Origin of the sequence: Azotobacter chroococcum (assembly GCF_004339665.1) — a bacterium.
In the GTDB taxonomy this organism is placed as follows: Bacteria; Pseudomonadota; Gammaproteobacteria; order Pseudomonadales; family Pseudomonadaceae; genus Azotobacter; species Azotobacter chroococcum.
Map to the genome: position 1 here is coordinate 26024 of NZ_SMMU01000023.1, position 23353 is coordinate 49376.

28 protein-coding genes and 1 tRNA gene are annotated in these 23353 nt (G+C 66.5%); 12 read left to right on the top strand and 17 right to left on the bottom strand.

What is annotated here, in order from left to right:
- The first annotated feature begins 1 nt into the window (after window position 1).
- Genes fliM through fliR form a run of 6 tightly spaced genes read left to right on the top strand, consistent with a single transcriptional unit; the run spans window position 2 to window position 3782 of the window.
- The gene (gene fliM, locus EV691_RS16635; RefSeq protein WP_131298502.1) at window positions 2-1054 is read left to right on the top strand and encodes a flagellar motor switch protein FliM; all 1053 of its coding nucleotides are present in this window, start codon (window positions 2-4) and stop codon (window positions 1052-1054) included.
- Window positions 1047-1514 carry a flagellar motor switch protein FliN gene (fliN, locus tag EV691_RS16640; protein ID WP_131298503.1) on the top strand — a complete coding sequence of 156 codons (468 nt, stop codon included), beginning with the start codon at window positions 1047-1049 and terminating at the stop codon, window positions 1512-1514. The genes fliM and fliN overlap by 8 nt, the downstream gene beginning before the upstream one ends.
- Window positions 1511-1939 carry a flagellar biosynthetic protein FliO gene (fliO, locus tag EV691_RS16645; RefSeq protein WP_131298504.1) on the top strand — a complete coding sequence of 143 codons (429 nt, stop codon included), beginning with the start codon at window positions 1511-1513 and terminating at the stop codon, window positions 1937-1939. Before fliN ends, fliO begins: the two co-directional genes overlap by 4 nt.
- Window positions 1936-2703 carry a flagellar type III secretion system pore protein FliP gene (gene fliP / locus EV691_RS16650; RefSeq protein ID WP_131298505.1) on the top strand — a complete coding sequence of 256 codons (768 nt, stop codon included), beginning with the start codon at window positions 1936-1938 and terminating at the stop codon, window positions 2701-2703. The genes fliO and fliP overlap by 4 nt, the downstream gene beginning before the upstream one ends.
- A 12-nt stretch (window positions 2704-2715) precedes the next feature.
- On the top strand, window positions 2716-2985 hold the full coding sequence (gene fliQ / locus EV691_RS16655) for a flagellar biosynthesis protein FliQ (RefSeq protein WP_131298506.1): 270 nt from the start codon (window positions 2716-2718) through the stop codon (window positions 2983-2985).
- A 2-nt stretch (window positions 2986-2987) separates the two neighbouring features.
- Window positions 2988-3782, top strand: coding sequence for a flagellar biosynthetic protein FliR (gene fliR / locus EV691_RS16660; protein ID WP_131298507.1), 795 nt, complete (start codon window positions 2988-2990; stop codon window positions 3780-3782).
- Between the two features lie 38 nt (window positions 3783-3820).
- Here the strand turns inward: fliR and flgL are convergent, their stop codons facing one another.
- The 11 genes from flgL to flgB form a co-directional block, all read right to left on the bottom strand.
- A complete protein-coding gene (gene flgL / locus EV691_RS16665; protein ID WP_131298508.1) occupies window positions 3821-5026 on the bottom strand; it encodes a flagellar hook-associated protein FlgL in 1206 nt (401 codons plus the stop codon).
- Window positions 5027-5045: 19 nt separating this feature from the next.
- On the bottom strand, window positions 5046-6665 hold the full coding sequence (flgK, locus tag EV691_RS16670; protein WP_131298509.1) for a flagellar hook-associated protein FlgK: 1620 nt from the start codon (window positions 6663-6665) through the stop codon (window positions 5046-5048).
- Between the two features lie 105 nt (window positions 6666-6770).
- Window positions 6771-7736, bottom strand: coding sequence for a flagellar assembly peptidoglycan hydrolase FlgJ (gene flgJ / locus EV691_RS16675; RefSeq protein ID WP_131298510.1), 966 nt, complete (start codon window positions 7734-7736; stop codon window positions 6771-6773).
- Window positions 7736-8890 carry a flagellar basal body P-ring protein FlgI gene (locus tag EV691_RS16680; protein WP_377802317.1) on the bottom strand — a complete coding sequence of 385 codons (1155 nt, stop codon included), beginning with the start codon at window positions 8888-8890 and terminating at the stop codon, window positions 7736-7738. The genes flgJ and EV691_RS16680 overlap by 1 nt, the downstream gene beginning before the upstream one ends.
- 11 nt (window positions 8891-8901) lie before the next feature.
- Window positions 8902-9582 carry a flagellar basal body L-ring protein FlgH gene (locus tag EV691_RS16685; RefSeq protein ID WP_242672531.1) on the bottom strand — a complete coding sequence of 227 codons (681 nt, stop codon included), beginning with the start codon at window positions 9580-9582 and terminating at the stop codon, window positions 8902-8904.
- A gap of 22 nt (window positions 9583-9604) precedes the next feature.
- Window positions 9605-10387 (bottom strand): flagellar basal-body rod protein FlgG, encoded by a 783-nt coding sequence (gene flgG / locus EV691_RS16690; protein ID WP_089167993.1) that lies wholly within the window; start codon window positions 10385-10387, stop codon window positions 9605-9607.
- Between the two features lie 45 nt (window positions 10388-10432).
- Window positions 10433-11188 carry a flagellar basal body rod protein FlgF gene (locus EV691_RS16695; protein WP_131298512.1) on the bottom strand — a complete coding sequence of 252 codons (756 nt, stop codon included), beginning with the start codon at window positions 11186-11188 and terminating at the stop codon, window positions 10433-10435.
- 13 nt (window positions 11189-11201) lie between these two features.
- Window positions 11202-12350, bottom strand: coding sequence for a flagellar hook protein FlgE (flgE, locus tag EV691_RS16700; RefSeq protein WP_131298513.1), 1149 nt, complete (start codon window positions 12348-12350; stop codon window positions 11202-11204).
- A gap of 72 nt (window positions 12351-12422) precedes the next feature.
- Window positions 12423-13091, bottom strand: a complete 669-nt coding sequence (gene flgD, locus EV691_RS16705) for a flagellar hook assembly protein FlgD (RefSeq protein WP_131298514.1) — start codon at window positions 13089-13091, stop codon at window positions 12423-12425.
- Window positions 13092-13099: 8 nt separating this feature from the next.
- Entirely contained in the window at window positions 13100-13507 is a 408-nt protein-coding gene (flgC, locus tag EV691_RS16710) for a flagellar basal body rod protein FlgC (protein WP_131254538.1), read from the bottom strand.
- A gap of 16 nt (window positions 13508-13523) precedes the next feature.
- On the bottom strand, window positions 13524-13937 hold the full coding sequence (flgB, locus tag EV691_RS16715; protein ID WP_131298515.1) for a flagellar basal body rod protein FlgB: 414 nt from the start codon (window positions 13935-13937) through the stop codon (window positions 13524-13526).
- Window positions 13938-14100: 163 nt separating this feature from the next.
- Between flgB and flgA the strand changes: the two genes are divergently transcribed.
- The 3 genes from flgA (at window position 14101) to EV691_RS16730 (ending at window position 15651) form a co-directional block, all read left to right on the top strand.
- Complete coding sequence (flgA, locus tag EV691_RS16720; protein ID WP_131298516.1) at window positions 14101-14793, top strand: flagellar basal body P-ring formation chaperone FlgA; 693 nt, start codon at window positions 14101-14103, stop codon at window positions 14791-14793.
- A gap of 99 nt (window positions 14794-14892) precedes the next feature.
- Window positions 14893-15177 (top strand): flagellar biosynthesis anti-sigma factor FlgM, encoded by a 285-nt coding sequence (gene flgM / locus EV691_RS16725; protein WP_131298517.1) that lies wholly within the window; start codon window positions 14893-14895, stop codon window positions 15175-15177.
- A 24-nt stretch (window positions 15178-15201) separates the two neighbouring features.
- Window positions 15202-15651: a flagella synthesis protein FlgN gene (locus tag EV691_RS16730; RefSeq protein WP_039804403.1), complete on the top strand. Its 450-nt coding sequence runs from the start codon at window positions 15202-15204 to the stop codon at window positions 15649-15651.
- A gap of 135 nt (window positions 15652-15786) precedes the next feature.
- Here the strand turns inward: EV691_RS16730 and EV691_RS16735 are convergent.
- Window positions 15787-15876, bottom strand: a tRNA-Ser gene (locus EV691_RS16735).
- 871 nt (window positions 15877-16747) lie between these two features.
- Window positions 16748-17635 (bottom strand): AEC family transporter, encoded by an 888-nt coding sequence (locus EV691_RS16740; RefSeq protein ID WP_131298518.1) that lies wholly within the window; start codon window positions 17633-17635, stop codon window positions 16748-16750.
- A 370-nt stretch (window positions 17636-18005) separates the two neighbouring features.
- On the opposite strand from EV691_RS16740, the gene EV691_RS16745 reads away from it, so the two are divergent.
- From EV691_RS16745 to EV691_RS16755, 3 genes are all read left to right on the top strand, one after another.
- Window positions 18006-18416 carry a hypothetical protein gene (locus EV691_RS16745; RefSeq protein ID WP_242672532.1) on the top strand — a complete coding sequence of 137 codons (411 nt, stop codon included), beginning with the start codon at window positions 18006-18008 and terminating at the stop codon, window positions 18414-18416.
- 149 nt (window positions 18417-18565) lie between these two features.
- Window positions 18566-19702, top strand: a complete 1137-nt coding sequence (zapE, locus tag EV691_RS16750; RefSeq protein WP_131298519.1) for a cell division protein ZapE — start codon at window positions 18566-18568, stop codon at window positions 19700-19702.
- A 289-nt stretch (window positions 19703-19991) separates the two neighbouring features.
- Window positions 19992-20798, top strand: coding sequence for a cytochrome c (locus tag EV691_RS16755; RefSeq protein ID WP_131298520.1), 807 nt, complete (start codon window positions 19992-19994; stop codon window positions 20796-20798).
- Between the two features lie 72 nt (window positions 20799-20870).
- On the opposite strand, the gene EV691_RS16760 is transcribed toward EV691_RS16755, so the two are convergent.
- The 4 genes from EV691_RS16760 to mtnC all read right to left on the bottom strand — a co-directional run bounded on the left by EV691_RS16760 (window position 20871) and on the right by mtnC (window position 23352).
- Window positions 20871-21215, bottom strand: a complete 345-nt coding sequence (locus tag EV691_RS16760) for a ribonuclease E inhibitor RraB (RefSeq protein WP_039804413.1) — start codon at window positions 21213-21215, stop codon at window positions 20871-20873.
- 158 nt (window positions 21216-21373) lie between these two features.
- Window positions 21374-22234 carry a polyamine aminopropyltransferase gene (gene speE, locus EV691_RS16765; protein WP_131298521.1) on the bottom strand — a complete coding sequence of 287 codons (861 nt, stop codon included), beginning with the start codon at window positions 22232-22234 and terminating at the stop codon, window positions 21374-21376.
- Between the two features lie 163 nt (window positions 22235-22397).
- Complete coding sequence (locus EV691_RS16770; protein WP_039804417.1) at window positions 22398-22598, bottom strand: PLD nuclease N-terminal domain-containing protein; 201 nt, start codon at window positions 22596-22598, stop codon at window positions 22398-22400.
- A 70-nt stretch (window positions 22599-22668) separates the two neighbouring features.
- Window positions 22669-23352 (bottom strand): acireductone synthase, encoded by a 684-nt coding sequence (gene mtnC / locus EV691_RS16775; RefSeq protein ID WP_131298522.1) that lies wholly within the window; start codon window positions 23350-23352, stop codon window positions 22669-22671.
- Between the last annotated feature and the right edge of the window lies 1 nt (window position 23353).

Below are 23353 nucleotides of genomic sequence, written 5' to 3' on the forward strand. Positions count from 1 at the left end.
CATGGCCCAAGACGATCTGCTCTCGCAGGAAGAGATCGATGCGCTGCTCAAGGGGGTCAGCGGCGAGGAGGACACCTCGCCCAGCGAACCCGCCGACAAGCAGCGCATCCGCCCCTACAATCCGGCCACCCAGCACCGGGTGATCCGCGAGCGCCTGCACGCGCTGGACATCATCAACGAGCGCTTCGCGCGCTATTTCCGCATGAGCCTGTTCAACCTGATCCGCCGCAGCGCCGACATCACCGTCGACAGCGTGCGCTATCAGAGCTACAGCGACTTCGCGCGCAACGTGCCGGTGCCGACCAACATCAACCTGCTGGCCATGAAGCCGCTGCGCGGCACGGCGCTGGTGGTCTTCCCGCCGAACCTGGTGTTCATGGTGGTGGACAACCTGTTCGGCGGTGATGGCCGCTTTCTCACCAAATCCGAGGGGCGCGAGTTCACCCACACCGAGCAGCGCATCATCCGCCGCCTGCTGGGGCTGGCCCTGGAGGCCTACCAGAGCGCCTGGAAGTCGGTGTATCCGCTGGAGATCGACTACCTGCGCTCGGAGATGCAGGCCAAGTTCGCCAACATCACCGGCTCGCCCAACGAGATCGTCATCAACAGCACCTTCCATCTGGAAGTCGGCAACCTGGCCAGTGACTTCAACATCGTCATGCCCTACCTGATGATCGAGCCGCTGCGCAGCCTGCTCAACGGCCCCCTCAACGACAGCCACCCGGAAGAGGAGCGTCAGTGGGGCCAGCGCATGGCCAGCGAGATCAAACAGTCGCAGATCGAGCTGATCGCCGATTTCACCGGCATCGACCTGTGCATCGGCCAGGTCATGGCGCTCAAGGTCGGCGACGTGCTGCCCATCGAGCTGCCGGAGACGGTCGTCGCCCGGGTCGACGGCGTGCCGGTGATGCGCTGCGAGTACGGCAGCCAGAACGGCCAGCGCGCCCTGCAGGTAAGGGAACTGATCGACCACTCATCCGCCAACTCCGGCGCGACGACCGACCGGTTCGTCAAGGGCAACCTGCCCGCCGCCAAGGAACTCCACAATGACTGATTCGAACAAAACCGACCTGAACACCCTGGAGGACGACTGGGCCAGCGCCATGGCCGAACAGGCCGTCGCGCCGGTCGAGGACGATCCCTGGGCGGCCGCCTTCGCCGAACAGGCTGCCACGGTCCCGGCACCGGCCGTGCAGAACGTCGGCAAGAGCGTGTTCAAGCCGCTCGGCAAGAGCGCCACGGCGGATGGCATGCGCGACCTGGACATGATCATGGACATTCCGGTCAAGCTCAGCGTCGAGCTCGGCCGCACGCGGATCACCATCAAGCAGCTGCTGGAGCTGGCGCAGGGCTCGGTGGTCGAGCTGGAAGGCCTGGCCGGCGAGCCGATGGACATCCTCATCAACGGCTACCTGATCGCCCAGGGCGAGGTGGTGGTGGTCGACGACAAGTACGGCATCCGCATCACCGAGATCATCACGCCCTCCGAACGGGTGCAGAAGCTCAACCGATGAGTGCCGCCGCGACGACCGCCGCCGGCCTGGAGAACGCCGGCGCCGACAGCCTGCTGGGCCTCGCCGCGCTGGGCAAGACCGCCCTGGCCCTGGCCCTGGTGATCGGCCTGATATTCCTCTGCAGCTGGCTGCTGCGCCGCCTCGGCCCCGGCCGCCAGTGGCCCGGCCAGCACCTGCGGGTGATCGGCAGCAGCCTGGTCGGCCCCCGCGAGCGCGTGGTGATCGTCGAGGTGCAGGGCACCTGGCTGGTGCTCGGCGTGACCGGCCAGCAGATCAGCAAGCTCCACGAACTGCCGGCGCCGCCCGCCGAAGCGAACGACGCCCGGCCGACCGGCGGCTTTGCCGAACGCTTCGCCGGCGCCCTGTCCGGCCAACTCAAGCAGCAGCTGTCCGGCCACAAGGCCGCCAACCCGGAGCGGCCATGAATCCGACCGTCCCGCGCCGCGGCCTGCGCCCGGCCGCCGGCGCCTTCGGCCTGTGCCTCGCACTCTGCCTGCCGGCCACTGTCGAAGCCGCCCTGCCCGCCCTCACCAGCCAGCCGCTGGCCGGCGGCGGCCAGCAGTGGTCGCTGAGCCTGCAGACCCTGCTGCTGCTCAGTTCGATGGCCTTCCTGCCGGCCCTGCTGCTGATGATGACCGGCTTCACCCGGATCATCATCGTCCTCGGCCTGCTGCGCACCGCCATCGGCACCCCGGCCGCGCCGCCCAACCAGGTCCTGCTCGGCCTGGCGCTGTTCCTCACCTTCTTCGTCATGGCGCCGGTGTTCGACCGCGCCTACCAGAGCGCCTGGCAGCCCTTCTCCCGCGACGAGATCGGCTTCGAGCAGTTCCTCGAGACCGGCAGCCAGCCATTCCGCGAGTTCATGCTGGCGCAGACCCGCGACGGCGACCTGGCGCTGTTCGCCCGCCTGGCCAGGCTCGGCGAGCTGGAAGGCCCCGAGCAGGTGCCGCTGCGCGTGCTGATGCCGGCCTTCGTCACCAGCGAACTGAAGACCGCCTTCCAGATCGGCTTCACCATCTTCATCCCCTTCCTGATCATCGACCTGGTGGTGGCTAGCGTGCTGATGGCGCTGGGCATGATGATGGTCCCGCCGGCAACCATTTCCCTGCCCTTCAAGCTGATGCTCTTCGTGCTGGTCGACGGCTGGCAGCTGCTGCTCGGCTCGCTGGCGCAGAGCTTCCATCCATAGAGAGATAACCCGATGACGCCGGAAATGGTCATGGACCTGGCCCACCAGGGCATGCGTGTCACCCTGTTCCTCGCCGCACCGCTGCTGCTCACCGCGCTGCTGGTCGGCCTGCTGGTCAGCCTGTTCCAGGCGGCCACCCAGATCAACGAGATGACCCTGTCGTTCATTCCGAAGATCCTCGCGGTGTTCGCCGTGCTGGTACTGGCCGGCCCGCTGATGATCCAGTCGATCGTCGACTTCACCCGGGAACTGTTCGCGAATATTCCCGGTATGCTCGGCTGACCGTGGTCGAGGTCGACTACGCGCAACTGCAGGGCTGGCTGGTCAGCTTCTTCTGGCCGTTCTGCCGGATCGGCGCCTTCCTGCTGGCCGCCCCGCTGCTCGGCCACACCAGCGTCCCCGCGCGCGTGAAGATCGCCCTGGCGGTCCTGCTGAGCGTGCTGCTGGGCCCGAACCTGCCGCCGCTGCCGGCGGTGCCGCTGTTCTCCTGGCCAGGCCTCGGCATCATGGTCGAACAGATGCTGATCGGCCTGGCCATCGGCATGGTCATGCGCGTCACCCTCGCCGCGACACAGACGGCCGGCGACATCATCGGCCTGCAGATGGGCCTGGGCTTCGCCACCTTCTTCTCGCCGGACACCGGCACCAACAGCATGGTGCTCTCGCGCCTGCTGTACATGATCGCGCTGCTGATGTTCCTGGCCTTCGACGGCCATCTGCTGGAACTCGAACTGCTCGCCGGCACCTTCGCCAGCCTGCCGGTCGGCCTGCTGCGCCTCGATCCGTCGGCCTGGGAGATGCTCGCCCGCTACGGCAGCACCGTCTTCGCCTCGGGCCTGCTGCTGGCCATGCCGCTGGTGGCCGCGCTGCTGATCATCAACCTGGCGATGGGCATCCTCAATCGCTCGGCGCCGCAGCTGACGGTGTTCTCGGTGGGCTTCCCGCTGTCGCTGAGCGTCGGCCTGGCGCTGCTGACCGTGCTGATGGGCGATCTGGGGGGCTTTCTCGGCGGGCTGTTCCGCAGCGGCCTGGAATTCCTGGCGCAACTGATCGCCGGTCTGGCGGTGCCGGCAGGCTGAAGCGCGGCGCGAAGGCGCCACGCTCCCGCGCCGCCGCGTCAGAGCAGCTTGAACAGCGACAGCTGGTGGATGTCGACGAAGGTCTTCTGCGCCGCCTGCAGCCCGACCTGGCGCAGGCTGTATTCGGAGATCGCCGCGTTGTAGTCGAGGTCGACCAGATCGGAGAGGGTCTGCTCGTAGTTCAGCGCGCGGTTGCCGCCCACCGTGTCGAGCACGTCCAGCTCGTTCAGGCGGGCGCCCACCGAGGCGCGGGTGGTCAGCACGTTGTCCAGCGCGTTGTCCAGCTCGCGGCTGGAGGTGGACAGGGTGTTCTGCAGACGGGCCCGGTCGGCGTCGCTCTGCAGTGGCGTGTTCAGCGCATCGAGCATGTTCTTGAGGGTGCGGAACAGATCGGGATCGGCCTCGTCGGCGGCGCTCACGGCGATCGAGTCGCCGTCCGCCGGAGTGCCTTCCAGGGTCAGGCTCAGCCCGTTGACGCTGATGCTCTGCCCGTCCACATAGGGCACCGGGGTGGTTCCGCCGTCGGTGCTGTAGGTGGTCGTACCGTCGGCCGCGACCGCGAAGACGAGCGTGAAGCTCGTGCCGAAGCCGGCATCGCTGCTGTCCGTCACGCTGGGCCCGGTGAAGGTGACGCTGCCCGCGTTGGCGGCATCGGCCCGGGCCAGGTAGCTGGCAGAACCGTGCACGGTCTGGAAAATCTGCAGCCCGTTGTCGCCGCTCGCCATCTGCCGCGAGGCGTCCACCTGCTGGGCCACTACGCCCGCGTCGCCCTGATAGCTGACGATGCCGGTGAGCGCATCCTTGACGAACGGCGGGCTCTTGTCCTGGTAGCCGCCGAACAGGTAGCGCCCGTTGCCGTCGGTGGCATTGGCCTGGCCGAGCAGGGCTTCGTAGATGCCGCTGAGTTCGCTGGCCAGGGAGGAGCGGTCGGCGTCGCTGAGCGTGCCGTTGCCGGCCTGGACCAGCAGGGTCTTGGCGCTGGCGATGGCGTCGGCGACGCTGTCCAGCACGCTCTCCTCCTGGGAGAGGGCATTGCGGGTGCTGATCCGCGCGTCCGCATACTGCTGGTTGACCGCCGCCGACTGGGCGACGCCGACCGCCTGCGAGGCGGCCTGGGGATCGTCGGAAGGATTGACCACCCGCTTGCCGCTGGCGATCTGCTGGCCGACCTTGAGGTACTCGCCCTGCTGGCGGACCAGCGAGTTCAGGCCCTGCTCGAACATGGTGACGGTGCTGATGCGCATGCTTGCTTGTCCTCCGGGATCAGGCGTCGAGGCCGAGCAGGGTGTCGAGCACGGTCGCGCCGACCTCGATGACCTTGGCGCTGGCCTGGTAGTACTGCTGGAAGCGGATCAGGTTGGCCGCCTCCTCGTCCAGGTTGACGCCGGACTCCGACAGCTGCAGCGCACGCAACTGCTGGGTCAGGCCCGCCTGGGCCTGGCGGTTGACCTGGACCACGTTGGTGCGGTTGCCGACGTCGCCGACCATCGAGGCATAGGCCTGGCTCAGGCTGGCCACGCCGCCGACCAGCGCCTCGTCCTGCAGCGCCTGCAGCGCCAGGGCGTTGCGGTTGTCGCCGCTGCCGGTGCCGCCCTCGGCCTGGCCGGCGGCGATCAGCGCGGTGTCCTGGATCAGGTTCTCCAGCTGGCCGGCGGCATGGCGGGTCGGCTGGATGAGGAAGCGGTCTCCGTCGGCCGGCGTGCCGCTGACCGTCACGACCATGCCGCCGAATTCGAGGGTCGTGGCGTCGGCCGCGAAGGTAGTGGTTTCGCCGGTGTCGCGGCGGGTCACGCTGTAGCCGTCGGTCGCCGAGAACTTCACGTCGTAGTCGCTGGCGGTCAGCCCGCTCAGGTCGTCGGAGAAGCTCGCCTCCAGGTAGGCGGCGCTGTCGTTGTTGGCGTTGCTGTAGACGGTCGGCGCGCCGATGGAGAAGAAATCCCCTCCGGCGTCGCCATTGAGATCGACGCCCTCGGCGTGCTGGGCGTTGAAGCCCTGCGCCAGGGACACGGCGAGCTGGCCGAGCTGGTTCTGGGTCTTGTCCAGGGTTTCGCTGCGGAAGGTCATCAGGCCGCCCAGTTCGCCGCCGGTGAAGGTGGACTCGCTGAACTCGCGCAGGTTGCCGGCGCCGTCGCGATAGCCGACCACGGTCCGCGACGGATCGGCGGAAGATGCCATGGCCTCCAGGGCGAAGCTCCGGGTGCCGGAAACCAGGGACTGGCCGTTGCCGATGCTGATGTTGTAGGTGCCGCCGTCCTGGATGGTCAGCTCCACGTCGACCATCGTGCTCAGCTCGGCCACCAGCTGGTCGCGCTGGTCCAGCAGGCTGTTGGGCGCCTCGCCGGTCTTGGCCTTGGCCAGGCTGATCTCGCGGTTGAGCATGGCGATCTGCTCGGCGGTGTTGTTGATCTGGAAGACCACGTCCTCGATCTGCCCGTTGACGCCCTGCTGCATGTCTTCGAGATAGCCGTCGAAGGCACGGAACTGCGCGCTCAGGGTATCGGCGGTGCCGATCAGCCCCTGGCGGGCGGCCGGGTCGGAAGGCGCCGAGGCGAGATCCTGCAGGGAGGAAAAGAAGCTCTGCAGCAGAGGGGCCAGCCCCGCCTCGCTGTCCGCCAGCAGGTTGTCGATCTGGGCGATCTGGGTTTCGTAGGTGTCCAGCGCGCTGGAGTTGCTGGTGGCCTGGTTGAGCTGGGTGGCGACGAACTGGTTGAACTGGCGCTGCACGCCTTCGACCTGCACGCCGTTGCCCACGCCACTCTCGCCGAGCAGGGTGGTCTGGCGGTTGTAGCCGTCCGTGTAGACGTTGGTGATGTTGTTGGAGGTGGTGCTCAAGGCCACCTGGGCGGCATTCAGACCGCTGACGCCAATGGAGAAAATGCTCATCAAACCTTCCCTTTCGCAGCTTGCCTCAGGTTATCGGCAGCGCCGGCCAAGACTTGAGGCGGTTGTATCCGCCCATGCACGGGCGGCTCCCGGAGCCAACCGCGCTCATTCCCGCGTGTCCGCCGCATCCAGACGGGCGACGGCCTGCGTCTGGCCGAGACTGGCCATCACCGCGATCAGCTTGTCGGCATAGGCCGGGTCGGTGGCGTAGCCGGCCTGCTGCAGCTCGCGCGCCGCCTGGGCGGCGTCCGGCGCGGCGACCACCCCGGCATAGCGCGGATTGCCGCCGATCAGCCGGGCGTAGTCGGCCAGGCCGGCCTCCAGTGACGGATAGGCGCGGAAGCGCTCCACCCGCTTCTGCGCCTGGCCGTCGACGTATTCGGTGGTCGGCACGTCGGCCGTCGCCCCGCGCCACTGGCTGCCGGCCTTGATGCCGAACAGGTTGTGGCTGTCGCCACCGCCGGCCGTGGCGATCTGCCGCCGCCCCCAGCCGGTTTCCAGGGCCGCCTGGGCGAGGATCAGTTCGGCGGGCACGCCGCTGGCGCGGCTGGCCCGGCGTGCCGGCGCCTGCAGGCGGTCGAGGAAGTCCGTGACATGGGCCGGGCGCTCCACCACGCTGCCCAGCGAGGCCGGCGCCTCCGTCGTCCGTTCGGCTGCGCCCGGCGCAGCGGACGGCAGCGCCACGCTGCCGTACAGGGGCCGTGGCGTGGCGCGCGGAATCCCGGCCAGCAGGTTCTCCTCCCTGGCGCTTTGCGCAGGGTCCGTTGCCGGGGCGGCGCCGCGCAGCTGGCCGGCCAGTTGCTCGGCCAGCCCCAGGCCATGTCCGGCCAGATGCTGCGCCCACTGCTGGTCGAGCAGCTCGGTGTACAGGCGTGTCTGCGAGCTGTCGAACAGGCCCGACTTCGGGCTGGCCTCGCGCATGCTTTTCAGCATCGACTGCAGGAACAGCGCCTCGAACTGCTTGCTCGCCTCGCGCAGTGCGGCTGGCGAATCCTCGCGGGCCGTGTGCTTGAGGCGCTGCAGCCCCTGCAGGTCGAGGGCGAAACGCTCGCCGAGCGCGGCAACGGCCATCAGATGATCTCCAGTTCGGCGCGCAGGGAGCCGGCGGCCTTCAGCGCCTCGAGGATCGACATCAGGTCCTGGGGCGTGGCGCCCAGGGCGTTGAGCGCCTTGACCACGTCCATCAGATCGGCGCTGCCCTCGACCAGGTGCAGGGCGCCGCCCTGCTGCTCGATGGAGATATCGCTGTTCGGCGCCACCACCGTCCTCCCCTCGCTGAAGGGCTCCGGCTGGGACACCCGGTTGTCGGTGTCGATGACGATCGACAGGTTGCCGTGCGCCACCGCGGCCCGGTGCAGCTTGACCGCACCGTTGAGGACCACGGCGCCGGTGCGCGAGTTGACGATCACCTTGGGCCGCTCCGACATCGGCGTGACCTGGACGCCCTCCACCCGCGCCATGAAGTTGACCCGCTCGTTCGGCGACGAGGGGCCCTGCAGACGGATCAGGCCGCCATCCTGGGCGGCGGCCACGGTACGGCCGAACTCGTTGTTGATGGCGAGCACCAGCCGCCGGGCGGTGGCGAAATCGGGATTGCGCAGATAGAGATCGAGCTCGCCCCTCGGACCGCCGAGCTCGAGCGGCACCTCGCGCTCCACCAGCGCGCCGCGGGCGATCCGCCCGCCGGCCTGCTGGTTGATCTGCACGCTGCTGCCGTTGGCCTGGGCGCCGACCCCGCCCACCAGCAGGTTGCCCTGGGCCAGGCCGTAGGTTTCGCCGTCCATGCCCTTGAGTGGCGTCATCAGCAGGGTGCCGCCGCGCAGGCTGCGGGCGTTGCCGATGGAGGACACGACGACGTCGACCTGCTGCCCGGGGCGGGCGAACGGCGGCAGGTTGGCGGTCACCATCACCGCCGCGACGTTGCGCATCTGCATGTTGCTGCCGGCCGGCACGGTGATGCCGAGCTGCGACAGCATGTTGGTCAGCCCCTGTTCGGTGAATGGCGTCTGGGTGGTCTGGTCGCCGGTGCCGTCCAGGCCGACCACCAGGCCGTAGCCGACCAGCACGTTGTTGCGCACCCCGGCGAAGTCGGCGATGTCGCGCACCTGCTCGGCCGGCGCCACGGCCGGAAGCAGCAGGCCGGCGAGACAGAGCAGCAGGCACAGCGCCCGGCATGCCGCCGGGGCGAAGGACGCGGGTCGGGTTCGGGAAACGGAATCGGCCATGGCAGGAGGCATCAGAAGGGGGACACGTTGAGGAAGAAGCGCTGCAGCCAGCCCATGTGCTGGGCCTCGTTGATGTAGCCGTCGCCGACGTACTCGATGCGGGCCATGGACACCAGGGTCGAGGACACTGTGTTCTGCACGCTGATGGTGCGCGGGTTGACCAGACCGGAGAAGCGGATGTACTCGGTCCCCTGGTTGATGGCGATCTGCTTTTCGCCGACCACGCGCAGGTTGCCGTTGGGCATCACCTGCTGCACCGTCACGGTGATGGTGCCGGTGAAGGAGTTGTTGGCCCGCGATCCGCCGCTGCCGGCGAAGTCGTTGTCGCCCGAGGCGTCGGCGCCGAACTCGCCCACCTTTTCCGGCTTGTCCGAGGTCGTCGAGAAGCCCACCGCCATGTCCGCGGAGCGGCTGGCATTGGAGGCCGAGTTCTTGCTGGCGCTGACCTGCTCGTTGAGCACGATGGTCAGGATGTCGCCGATCATCCGCGGCCGGCGGTCCTCGAACAGCGGCTGGTAGATCTGCCCGCCCTGAAAGATGGAACCGTTGGCCTGCCGGGGCGCCACCTGCGGCACCTCCAGCGGCTCGTCCCTGACCACCGTGGTCCGCGGCAGCTGCGCGCAGCCCGCCGCGGACAGCAGTACGGCCAGCAGCAGCCCGTGACGCAGGCGGAATCCCCAGAAGCTCGGCACTCGATTATTCCTCGCCATGCGCTTACAGCTGGGTCAGACGCGCGAGCATCTCGTCCGAGGTTTCCACGGCCTTGCTGTTGATCTCGTAGGCGCGCTGGGTCTGGATCATGCTGACCATCTCCTCCACCACGTTGACGTTGGAGGTCTCCACGTAGCCCTGGTAGAGGCGGCCGGCGCCGTTGCTGCCCGGGATGTTCTCGTTGGGCGCGCCCGAGCTGGCGGTTTCCAGATAGAGGTTCTCGCCGATGCTCTGCAGGCCGGCCGGATTGATGAACAGCGCCAGGTTGAGCTGGCCGACCTGGTTGGGCTGGGCGTTGCCCGGCTGGGTCACCGAGACGATGCCGTCCTGGCTGACGGTCACCGACAGGGCGTTCTCGGGAATGGTGACGCCGCCCATCAGCAGGTAGCCGCTGGAGGTGACCATCTGGCCGTTCTCGTCGAGCTGGAAGCTGCCGTCGCGGGTGTAGGCGGTGGTGCCGTCGGGCATCTCGACCTGGAAGAAGCCCTTGCCGTTGATCGCCAGGTCGTTCGAGTTCTCGGTCCCCTGCAGGTTGCCCTGGCTGTGCAGGCGCTCGGTGGCGACCGGGCGCACGCCGGTGCCGATCTGCAGGCCGGACGGCAGCTTGGTCTGGGTGGTGTTGTCGGCGCCCGGCTGGCGCAGGTTCTGGTACAAAAGGTCCTCGAATACCGCCCGCGTGCGCTTGAAGCCGTTGGTCGCGACGTTCGCCAGGTTGTTGGCGATCACGTCCATCTGCACCTGCTGGGACTCGAGGCCGGTCTTGGCCGTCCACAACGATCTGATCATCGGTGAATCTTCCTCCGTTCACGGCCGTCGCGACGACCGTGCCTGTCAGCCCTGCAGGGACAGCAGGGCGTTGGCGCGCTGGGCGTTGTCGTCGGCGCTGTCGATGGCCTTCATCTGCATCTCGTAGCGCCGCGCGTTGTCGATCATCGCCACCATGGCTTCGGTGGCGCTGACGTTGCTGCCCTCCAGGGCTCCGCTGACCAGCCGCGCGGCATCGTCGGCCGCCACTGGCTGGGAGCCACCGGTGCCGTCCGGGGGCGCGCGAAACAGGCCGTCCTCGCCGCGCTCGAGCCTGGCATCGCCGGCCGACACCAGCTTCAGACGGCCCACGGCGGCGCTGGTGTCGGGATCCTGCCCCTCCTCCACCACGCTGACGGTGCCGTCGGCGCCGATCGTCACCTCGCTGCCCAGCGGCACCATCAGGGGGCCGCCGTCGCCGATCACCGGATGGCCGGCCACCGTCATCATGCCGTTGCCGTCGATCTGGATATCGCCGCGCCGGGTATAGGCTTCGTTACCGTCGGAAGCCTGCACCGCCAGCCAGGCATCGCCGTCGAGCGCCACATCCAGACCGCGCCCGGTGCGGGTGACCGGTCCCTGGGTGAGGTCGGCGCCGGAGGTGGCGATCCGCACCGAGGTGCGGGTCGGCAGGCCCTCGCCGTCGACCGTCACGGCCTGCAGTTCCATGAGCTGGGCGCGAAAGCCCGGCGTCACCGCGTTGGCCAGGTTGTGCGTGACCACCGCCTGCTGGTCGAGGCTCTGCTTGGCGCCGCTCATGGCGGTGAATAGCATGCGATCCATGGATCAGGCTCCGTCAGCGGCCGAGGTTGACCGCCTGTTCGAGCACGTCGCTCTGCGTCTTGACCGACTGGGCGTTGGCCTGGAAGTTGCGCTGGGCGATGATCAGGTTGACCAGCTCCTTGGTCAGGTCGACGTTGGAGGTTTCCACCACGCCGCTTTCGAGCGTCCCGAGCTGACCGGCGCCGGCCACTCCCACCAGGGCCTGCCCGGAGGCCGCCGTTTCGATCCAGACGTTGTCGCCCACCGGCTGCAGGCCCTCCGGATTGCGGAAGCTGGCCAGCTGGATCTGGCCGAGAATCTGGGTCTGCTCGTTCGAATAGTTGCCGACGATGTTGCCGTTCTCGTCCACGCTGAAGCCCACCAGACTGCCGGCGGTGTAGCCGTTCTGGGTCAGGCTGGACACCTCGAAGTCGTTGCCGAACTGGGTAGTGCCGGCCAGATCCAGCTCGAAGCTGATGTCGGCAGCGCCGTTGGTCAGGGTGAAGCCGAAATTGCCTGGCGCATAGGCATCGAGCACGCCGCTGGAAGTGAAATTGACGCTCTGTGAGTCTGCCGATACATCTCCGTCAAGGGCGGCATGCACTTCCCAGGTATTGGTGCCGGTCTTGGTGAAGTACAGGCTCAATTCATGGGCATTGCCCAGCGAGTCGTAGACCGTGGCGGTGTTGGCATAGGAATAGGTGGCCGGGTCGGTCGCATCGAAGGTCGCCGTCACCGCCTCGGCGCCGGCATCCAGGTTCAGGGTCGCCGCGACCTCGTCCGTGGGGCTGGCCTGCAAGCCATCGGAGGGGATCTGGATGACGCCGTCGGCGCCCATCAGACGCGCGCCCTGGGCATTCTCCAGATAGCCGTCGGAGGTCAGGGTCAGCTGGCCGTTGCGCGAGTAGACCACCTGGCCGCCCTGCTCCAGACGGAAGAACCCCGAACCGCTGATGGCCAGGTCGAGACCGCGGTCGGTGGTTTCCAGGTTGCCGGAGTTGAAGTTTTGCACGACATCAGAGACCCGGGTTCCCAGACCGACCTTGGCGCCGGCATAGACGTCGGCGAACTGGGTGGTGGAACTCTTGAAGCCAACGGTCTGCGAGTTGGCGATGTTGTTGCTCACCACGTTGAGGTTGGTGGAGGCGGCGTTGAGACCACTCAGTGCCTGCGAAAAACCCATGTTCTGCTCCGTGAAGGTTGTGACGGCCGGCCACCCGGCAGAGCGGGTGTCCTGGATCGGCGAAAAATGCTTTTAGAGAATCTGGCGGATATCGGCGAGCGCGACGCTTCCCTGCACTGCGCCCAGGTCCAGCCGCAGCCCCTCGCTGCTGCGGGTGACACCCGAGACTTCGGCGTAGTTCAGGGTAGTGGGCGAGAGGGCCTTGCCATCGGCGCTGGCCTCGATGCTCACGGTGTAGGAGCCGTCCGGGGCCGCGCTGCCGTCGTCCAGCGTGGCGTCCCAGGTGAAGGACTGCACGCCGGCATCCAGTCCGCCCAGATCGAACTGGCGCACCACTTGGCCACTGCTGTTGGTGATGGTCACACTGACCTGATCGGCCGGCTGCTCCAGCTCGATGCCGAACGCCGTCGCCGTCTGGTTACCGACCAGCACCTGGTTGCCCGGCACCAGCACGCCATGCCCGACCAGCGCCGCGGCCTGCAGGGCCTGGCTCTCGTCGATCTGCCCGGTGATGCTTTCCAGCGTCGTGTTCAGTTCCTCGATGCCGTTCAGGGTGTTGATCTGCGCCAGCTGCGAGGTCAGCTCGGCGTTCTCCATGGGCTTGAGCGGGTCCTGGTTCTGCAATTGCGTCACCAGCAGCGTCATGAAGTTTTCCCGCAGCTCTTCGGCGGTGTTCTTGCTCTGCGTCGTGCCGGCATTGCCGTTGAGGGCGTTGACGACCGAAGTGTCGATGGTGCTCATGGAAGAATTCAGCCCTCGCCAAGCGTCAGGGTTTTCAGCAGCAGCTGCTTGCTGGTGTTCATCACTTCGACGCTGGCCTGATAGGAACGCGAAGCGGCGATCATGTTGACCATTTCGTGCACCGGCTCGACGTTCGGCAGGCTCACGTAACCCTCCCCATCGGCCAGCGGGTGCTCGGGGCGATACTCCCGCCGCAACGGCGAAGGATCCTCCACGACCTGGGTCACGCGCACGCCGCCGATATCCGAACGCCCCCGGACCCGGCTTTCGAAGACCACCTGCCTGGCGCGATAGGCCTGGCCGTCCTCGCCCCCCACGCTGTCCACGTTGGCCAGGTTGCTGGCGGTCACGTTCATCCGCTGCGACTGCGCGGTCAGCGCCGAGCCGGCGATATCGAAGATGCTGAACATCGACATGCTGTCCTACTCCCGCTCACTCCGACTGCATGGCAGTCTTGAGCCCCTGAAGGCGACTGTTCAAAAAGGACAGACTGGCCTGGTAGCGCACCGTGTTGTCGACGAACTGGGCCCGCTCGCGGTCCATGTCCACGGTATTGCCGTCCAGGCTGGGCTGGTCCGGAACCCGGTAGAGCAGCTCGCGCACGGCGAGCGCGGCTGTCGAGGCGCCCTGCAAATGGCGCATCGAGGTGGTCGCCAGGCGCATGGAGGAGGCGCCTCTCCCGTCCTCGATAGCCTTGGCCAGCTCGCGGGAAAAGTCGAAGTCCCTTGCCCGGAACTCCGGCGTATCGGCGTTGGCGATGTTGGCGGCCAACACCTGTTGACGCTGGGTGCGCAGATTCAGGGCTTCCTGCTGAAAGCGCAGCGAGGCATCGAGTTTGTCGAGCATGCCCGCGACTCCCTCCATTAAGGGATCATTTGGTTGATGGCAGAATAGCGGCACGCCCTTCAGGGCAAAGGCAGAAACAGGCCCGCATTTAGCGACCAATTCTGCCCTTGTCCCGGCGGCATTCTTCCTAGAATTTCCGCCTCACTGCCGACGGAACGACCGCATGTCGAGCCTCCCTCCGCTCCGCCTCCTTCTGAAGGGAGTTCTGCCATGCCTGCTGGCCTGGCAGGCCGGGGCCGCGCCGGACCCGCTGGAAACCAAGATCAGGGAACTGATCGTGCAGCGCCTGCCGGTCGGCGACCGGCAGGAACTGCGAATCGAGCTGGAGCGCCCGGCCGTCAGCCTTCCGGACTGCGACGATCCGCAGCCGTTTCTGCCGCAACCCAACCAGCGCCTGCCGGGACGAGTCGCAATAGGCATCCACTGCGCCGGAAATGGCCAGCCGGCCCGCTATCTGCAGGCCGCCGTCGGCATCCTGGGGGAATATGCGGTTGCCCGGCGCGCCATCGAGCCCGGCGAAATCATCGAGCCCGGCATGCTTGCGGTACGCCAGGGCCAACTGGAGCGCCTGCCGCGCAACGCGGCCATTTCCGCCGACGAGGTCCTCGGCATGCAGGCCGCTCGAACCATCGCCGAGGGCAGCACCCTCCAGCGCAGCGCCCTGCGCGCCCCCGGGCTGATCGAGCGCAACGCCCAGGTCGTCCTCGAAGCCCGGGGTCCCGGCTTCACCGTCAGCCGCAAGGCCACTGCACTCGACAGCGGCGGCCTGGACGCCCTGGTGCGGGTACGCACCGAAGCAGGGGAAATACTGCGCGGCAGGGTCATCGGCCGCAATCGACTGCAGGCCGGCCACTGAGCCTCGCTCGCGGCCTTCGCATTTTGGCGCGGCGACTGTTCAAGTTTGCCCGCCCAGGGCCGATACTTCGCCTTGGGAACACCGCGAGAGAAATCCACCGTGAAAATCGACAACTCCACTCCGCAAGGCGCCGCACGACCGACCGACAACAGGGAGACCAGCCTCCGCGTCCGACACGGCGAAGCCCCGGCGCAGACCGAATCGCCCGCCGCCATCGCCCATTTCGGCCAGTCCGCGGAGACGGATGCCAGCCAGGACATCGACATGGCTCGCGTCATGGAAATTCGCCAAGCGATCAGCGAAGGCCGCCTGCAGATTCGCCCCGAACGCATCGCCGAAGGATTGCTCGAAAGCGTCCGCGAACTACTCGACGACGGAGTCTGAGCCTTTTCGGACGGAAGGATTTCCATGAGCCTGAGCAAGCATCTCGCCACCCAGCAACAAACCCTGCAGCGCTTCGTCGAGCTGATCGAGGAGGAACGGCAAGCACTGACCGAAGCAAATGTCGATGGCCGGCACCTGAGCGATCTGGCCGCCGCCAAGCAGGCGCTGCTTGGCGAACTCGAACACCTGGAAAGCCAGCGCAGCAACGCCCAGATCAAGCTTGGCTACGGAGCCGGACGTCGCGGAGCCGAACAGGCCGCCAGGGAGGCCGGCTGCCTTCCCGCCTGGCAACGATTGCTCGAACTGGCCAGCCATGCCCAACTGCTGAACCGCCTCAACGGCGATGCCATTCGCACCCGTCTGGGACACAACCAACGCATCCTGAACTTTCTCCACGAAGCGGCCGGACACTCCCTTTACGGCCCGGATGGACGCTCCCGGCGCAGCGGCAGCCTCTCCGGCCTGTCCACCTGAAAGACAGGCCAGCTCGCGACCCAACGAACACCACGACGGAGAGGACAGGAGACGGAGACAACTCTCGCGGAGAGAGTGAAACTTTCAGGCAGGAAACGAAAAAGCCCCGAATCTTCGGGGCTTTTTCGTTCAATATGGCGGTGGAGGTGGGATTCGAACCCACGATACGGTTTCCCGTATACACACTTTCCAGGCGTGCTCCTTCAACCGCTCGGACACCCCACCGGACATCTACGGACCTTCTTGCCCGTCGACGGCGCGCAATTTATCCGAACGACGGCCAGAAAGCAAAGCTTTTTTCAAAAAATTCATGCGTTTAGCCAGTCAGGCCTATCCGCAATCCGCGTCCGCCGTGACGAAATGGCGCCATCATGGGCCAGGCCAGGGCCAGGGAAACGAAGAGGCTGCTGAAGAACAGCTGCACCACGCCCCAAGGGTTATGGCTCAGCGGAGCCAGCGCCAAGCCTATCAAAGCCACAAGCGCCAGCCCGGCCAAGCAGGCCCCGGTAGACGCACTGGAAAGTTTGCGCCGAGTCATCGGCATGCCTCCTTTCTCCCAAGAATGCTTCACCGTACTGCGCGGGCGACAGCACAGCCAATCGCTTCTGCCAAAAACTCAATGCACCGCACATTCATGGGCCGGGATCGAATTCTTTTGGGCAATGAATCACCCTGCCCTCCCGTTCCCGCCCACTTCACAGGCATTCGGACAGACGGCAATGGCCGGGAATTTCCCGGAAAATGTTCTGATACAACGGGTGCAGTCGCGTAGAAATCCAGCCACTACAGGCAAATGATATAAAAAAAGAAAAGCGCACGAAAAATTTTCTAAGTCCCAGGAGGGAATCCCTTAAAGTTCTCCTGTGAGTCGCTTCCCTTCTGAAGCGTGTGGGCGTCTCATGGCGCAAGACATGCCTTGTAAAAATGACCCCTCATGTCATATCAACAATAAGAAAGGCAGAGCATGTTCAAACATCCCCAGAAAATCAGGCAATTCGGCCTTATCGTTTTCGCCATCATGGTGCTCCTGATCCTGCCCAACCTGGAGCATTTGATGGGATAGCAGGTTGACGTCGTTGCGCCAGCCCCATAGACGTCAATGCACGACCGACAGCCACCATGCCAGCAGCAGCGGAAGGAAACCGAACGCCAGAAAGGTCGAGCACAGCACCAGGCTCGCCACTTTTTCCGGAGAGCGCCCGGCACGCACGGCGAACAGATAGTTGAATACCGCCACCGGCATGGCCGACTGCATGACCAGTACTCCCTGAGCCAAGGGCGACAACCCCAGCATCAGGCCGACAGCCCAGGCCACGCCGGCCCCGCAGAGCAGCCGAAGCGCACCGAGCAGCATGCCCTGGCCAAGCAGGGGGGTACGGATGCTCGCCAGCGACACGCCGAGGGTGACCAGCATCAGCGGAATGGTCATGCCACCAAGCAGTCCCACGGTATTGTCCAGCCAGCGCGGCAACTCGAGGTCCAGCAGCAGGATCGGCAGAGCCAATCCGAGACTGATGATGATCGGGTTGACCAACAGTTTTCTAAAGGACTGCTCGGCACCGGAAAGCACCATGCCCAAGGTGAAGTGCCCTACCGAAAGCACCAGGAAAAAAGCCACCGCCAGCGCCAGCCCCCCCTCGCCGAAGGCATAGAGGCTGATCGGCAATCCCATGTTGCCCGAGTTGGGGAACAGGTAGGCCGGCACCAGCACCTTCCAGTCATAGTGCAGCAGCCGGCTGAGCAGCAGGCCGACCAGCCCCATGCAGAAGGTCACCGCCACGCAGGCGGCAGCCATCTGGCCGAAGGCCTGCGGATCGATCTCCGAATTGCTCAAGGTGGACAGCACCAGGCAAGGCGTGCCGATGTTGAGGATCAGCCGGGTGACGAAATCGGTGGGATAGACATGGCCGAAGCGTACCCAGCCATAACCGACTCCGGCCACGATGAAAATGGGCGCCATCACGGCGAACAACTCAGCCAGCATGGGCCTTTTCCTTACAGATCAAGGGGAGGCGCACATCCTAGCCGCTCCGCCAGGACTTTGACCAACCCGGCCAGCCGCCCTGCAAACGAGCGGCTCTACAACCTTTAGCGAGTGGCTATCTGCAATGTGACAGTTGATTATCACCCTAACAATCGGTTATCCATTGGCCATGGAGACTGCGGCGAACGGCCGCAGCAGTCCAGCGAAAGGTTCGAGAAGAGCGTCTCCGGCGCCGATCCGCCGGAGCATCAGCGATCCGGGCGAACCCCGCCCGCCGGCTCAGGACCCGGCCCGGCAGGCGGCCAGCCCTTGAAGAGGAGGCTGCAGCATGAACGATTGGGGAGTTGTTTCGGCCAGAGAGGAGTCCCGCATGGACTCGTATCTTGCGGCAGAACTGCTGAACAAGCGGGGCGCGATGGAGCATACCGCTGTCGCCGATCTGCAATACATTCCGCTGTACCGGGAACTGCGCGAGAAGGTAAGACTGCTTGCCCAGCGCGCCGAAAGCTGCATCTGCGGAGCCCCGGAGCGGAGCTTTCATCTCGATGTCGCCAGGGCGATCGATTCAGTGATGGGCTTTGCCAGCGGCCGGCCCGCCATTCTGACCGGCGAGCAGCGCCGGCTGCTGGCCGACCTGCAGTCCGAGTTCAGCCGCACCTTGCGGCAGAGCCTGAATGCCGGGGAGCGACACCGCCAGGCGGTGGAGAAGGCCAAGCGGGCCTCCCTCGACTTCCTCGAACGCGCCGGCCGGCCCCTCGCCATGGACCCAGTGGCAGCATAAAGCCCGCCCGGCAATCTGCAGACCTTCGTTGAGCCACCGGCAGGAACGCCCCACTCGAGCAAGGATGCCTCCGAGCCCTCTGTTTACTTGCCGAAGACCAAGCCAGCGTGCTGGTTTTCGCTACGCCTTGATCCGCCGGAGTCCCTGCCATCGATACCCCGCTCCCCGCTCCGCCCCCCCTCACCGCCTACCGCCAGGCCGTCGAGCGCGATGGCTTCCGGCCGGATGAGGCTCAGCAGCAGGCGGCCCTGCTGCTGGAGGATTGTCACCAGGCCCTGCACCAGACAGGTCGCCACCTGCCGGTGGCCGGCGTCTACCTCTGGGGACCGGTCGGGCGCGGCAAGACCTGGCTGATGGACAGCTTCCATCGCAGCCTGCGCGTGCCCGCCCGGCGCCAGCATTTCCACCACTTCATGCGCTGGGTGCACCGCAGGCTGTTCCAGCTGACCGGCTCGGCCGACCCTCTGCGCCTGCTGGCCGGCGAGTTGGCCAAGGAACTGCGGGTGCTGTGTTTCGACGAGCTGTTCGTCAGCGACATCGGCGATGCCATGCTGCTGGGTCCGCTGCTGCAGGCAGTGTTCGAGCAGGGCGTGGTGGTGGTCGCCACCTCAAACCAGCCGCCATCGCAGCTGTATGCCGACGGATTCAATCGCCAGCGCTTCCTGCCGGCCATCACCGCCATCGAGCGGCACATGCAGGTCGCCCCAGTGGATGGTGGTCAGGATCACCGTCTGCATCCCGGCACGCGCCAGCAACGCTACTGGGTTGCCAATCCAGGCCAGGCGAGCGCTCTGGGCGAGGTCTTTGCACAGCTGACCCGGGGCATGCCGATAGCCAGCACTTCCGTCCAGCTGGAGCACCGCCGCCTGACCGTGGTGCGCCACGGCGCGGCGGCGCTCTGGTGCACCTATGCCGACCTCTGCGAGCAGCCTTTCTCCGCCTTCGACTTCATTGCCCTGTGCGACCGCTTCCCGGCCATCCTGCTGAGCCAGGTACCCAACCTGAGCGGCCGCCAGCGCGAGGCCCGCATCGCCCGCGGTACCGAGGATGGCGTCGAGCGGGTGGTGGCCGGCGACCGCCAGCTGCCGGCACTGTCCGCCCACGACGATGGCGTGCGGCGCTTCATCGCCCTGGTGGACGAATGCTACGATCGCCGGGTACCGCTCTATCTGGAGGCCGAGGTGGCCCTGGAAGCGCTCTACACCGAGGGCTACCTGTCCTTCCCGTTCCGCCGCACCCTGAGCCGCCTGCAGGAGATGCAGCTGCAGCGCTTCGGCAGCGCCTAGCCCGCCCCTCCTCCGCCCTGCGAACAGGGGCACACCGTTACCGGCAGGCCATGAGTCACGGCATAGTCGAGCCAAATGCACGGGTGCCTCCGGCCGGCTCAGTTATCCGACCACCGCCTGTTCGATAGAGCCCTCCAGCCTTGGCAGGAGCAGCTCGAGCCGCTCGAACACGGCCGCCTTTCGGCGGCGGCACTGCCTCCAGTCTGCTGGCGGCTCCGATTGCCGCTCATGAAAATCGAGCATACCGCCCCTTGTCTGTCAGAGCCGGCTGCTACTTCAAGGATGCCCCATGCGCCATCTCGCCACCCTCGCCTTTCTGCTGATCGCCAGCCTGCCGCTGGCCGCCGCCGAGCTGAGCCTCGAATTGCCCGGCGGCACACATCGCTGGTCCAGCGCCGAGCTGCTTGCCCATCCGCAGATACGCAGCCTGTCGATTCCCGCCGACCCGACCTACCGGCGGGGGATGCATTATCGTGCACTGCCGCTGGCCGTGCTCCTGGACGGCGTGGGACCCGGCGATCACCTGCAGGCTCAGGCGCTGGACGGCTTCGCGGCCGAGCTGCCCGCCGCCCCCCTGTTGCGCCAGGAGGGCGCCCGCGCCTGGCTGGCCATCGAGGACCCAGCCAGCCCCTGGCCCGCACTGGGTGAAGGCAAACCCAGTGCCGGCCCCTTCTATCTGGTCTGGAGCGATCCCCAGATGGGCGACATAGGCCCCGAGCAGTGGCCCTTCCAGATCGCCCGGATTCGCCTGCTCGCCCCGCTCGCTGAGCGCTTCCCGGCGCTGCTGCCGGCCGCCGACGCCGATGCCTCCATCCAGGCCGGCTTCGTGCTGTTCCAGAAGCACTGCCTGGCCTGCCACCGACTGAACGGCCAGGGCGATGCCCGGTTCGGGCCTGACCTGAACCTGCCGTACAATCCCACCGAGTACTTTCACGAGGCCTTCCTGCGCCGCTACATCCGCGACCCGCAGGGCTTGCGCCAGTGGTCGCTGGGACGCATGCCGGGCTTTTCCGCGGAGGTTCTCACCGAGGATGAACTGGATCGCCTGCTGGCCTACCTGCGCCACATGGCCGGGCGCAAGGCCGGGTCCCGCTGAGCGGGCGGAGCGAGATCGGGGAAAGTCGGGCGGGGGTGGAACGCCGGCCAGGGATTGGCCGGCGCGAAGGACCTAAAGACCGGAATAGGCGGCTTCCTGGGTAACGCCCCAGCCATCGAGCACGCCGCCCAGGGGCAGCACCACGGACTCGAGGTCATGCTCGAAGTTGTCGATGCCGGAGTAGGTGGCATACATCACCTTGCTCACCTGCAGGTGCCAGGCACCGTCATCGCGGGCAGACACCTCTGTCCTCAGGGATTCGCCGCGAAAATTTCTGGCCGCCATGCGGGCCCGCTCCTCGTCGGGGAAGATGGCGTAGAACTCGATGGGGTGGACGCGGGCAAAGTCGAATCCGCCCTCCTTCATGCGGCGCAACACGACGCCGCTGACATCATCCGGGAAGGTGTTGTTGCTCATGAAAACGACCCCCTCTCAATGATGAATCGGTTGATATGCAGCTGTTTCGGAAAAACGCGACAGCGGAAATCCGCCGCCGCCTCCGTAGGATAGCCCCATCCCCGGCTGGCGGCCTAGCGGATCGGCAGATCCGCCGGGCGATTCGACAGGAGGCAGCCTCAGCAGTTGCCGGGCTTGCCGACGGCCTGCAGCACGTACTGCGGCAGGGCGAAGGCGCCCTGGTGGATTTCCGGGTTGTAGTAGCGGGTCACGATGCCGCTGCCGGCGAAGCGCTGGCGCAGGATGTCCAGCTGCACCCGGCGCGAGGCGGCGTCGCAGGCCCCCCAGGCGAAGGTCATGGCGCCACCGATGTAGGTCGGCACCGCGGCCTGGTAGAAATGCCAGTCGGCGAACAGGCCGTTCATCCGCTGCGCGGTGGTCTGCACTTCACCCAGCTGCATGAAGGGCGTGCCGTTCTGGGTGACCAGGATGCCGCCGTCGTTCAGGCAGCGCCGGCAGGCCTGGTAGAAGTTCTCGGAGAACAGCACCTCGCCCGGACCGATGGGATCGGTGGAGTCGGAAATGATGACGTCGAACTTGTCCTCGGTGGTGGCGACGAAGCGCATACCGTCGTCGATCACCAGGTTCAGGCGCGGATCCTCGAAGGCGCCCCTGGAGTGGTTGGGCAGGAATTCCCTGCACATGTCCACCACGGTGGCATCGATCTCGACCATGGTGATGTGCTCGACACTCCGGTGCCGACACACCTCGCGCAGTATGCCGCCGTCGCCGCCGCCGACGATCAGCACGCGCCGCGCCGCGCCGTGGGCGAGGATCGGCACATGGGTGAGCATCTCGTGGTAGATGAACTCATCGGCCTCGGTGGTCTGGATCACCCCATCCAGGGCCATCACCCGGCCCATGCGGGCATTCTCGAAGATCACCAGGTGCTGATGTTCGGTGCGTACCTCATGAAGCAGCTTGTCCATGCGAAAACGCTGACCGTATCCGTCGTAGAGGGTTTCCTGATAGTCGCTCATGGCTCGGCTTCCCCTGAAGCTGGCTGACTGGAACGCTAGCCTCCGGCTCTGCGGGCCGGGTCTGCGCAAAGGGGCGCATTCTACGTTGGCCGGGATGACAGTTGGAACCTTGCCGCGCCAGAGAGCAGTCTTCGGACGGAAGCACCGGCGGCCTGCCGCTGCCTCAGCGCAACCCTGCACTGGAGTTGGCGCTGCGCGGCCCCATAAAGACCCAGATGATCAGACCGAGGACCGGCAGAACGGCAATCAGCAGCACCCAGAGCACTTTCTTGGTCGTGTCAGTCCGGCTGCGCACGACGTGGACGATGGCCCAGATATCCAGCGCCAGGATAATCAGACTCAAAAGGCCGCGAAGGACATCCATCGGATGCACTCCTTTCCAGGATCAGTTACCTAGTTAGGATGGCGCGGCTTGGCGATGGTTCAGCACCGCTTCAAAAAGCCGTCGGCTCGATCGCTGCAAAGCTGACCACGGCCGGGTGCCCGGCCAGCTCGCCCCCCTCGCGCGCCAGGCCGCAGGTGCACATACCGGCCGCACGGGCGGCGTCGAGCTCCTGCACCACGTCGGAGAGAAACAGGATCTCCCCCGCCGGGCGGCCGATGGCCTCGGCGATGCGCGCATAGGACGCCGCCTCGCGCTTGGGCCCGCTAGTGGTGTCGAAGTAGCCGGAGAACAGCGGCGACAGGTCGCCGGCCTCCGAACAGCCGAAGATCAGACGCTGCGCCTGGATCGAGCCGGAGGAGTACACGTAGAGGTCGTACCCCCCGCTCTTCCAGCGACGCAGCGCGGCCACGGCATCAGGATAGACATGCCCCTTGAGCTGGCCGGCGCGATAGCCCTGCTCCCAGACCATGCCCTGCAGCGCCTTGAGCGGCGTGGCCTTGCGGTCCTCGGCGATCCAACCGAGGAGGATCCCGATGACCCGCTCGACATCGGCCTCCGTCTCGCCGCTCTCGGCACGCACGGCCTCGAGCTGGGCGGCGACTTCCGCCTCGCCGGCATGCGCGCGGACGAACGCCGGCAGGTGCTCCCGGGCATAGGGGAACAGCACGTCGAAGACGAAGCTGACCGCACTGGTGGTGCCTTCGATGTCGGTGAGGATGGCTCGGATCGGCATG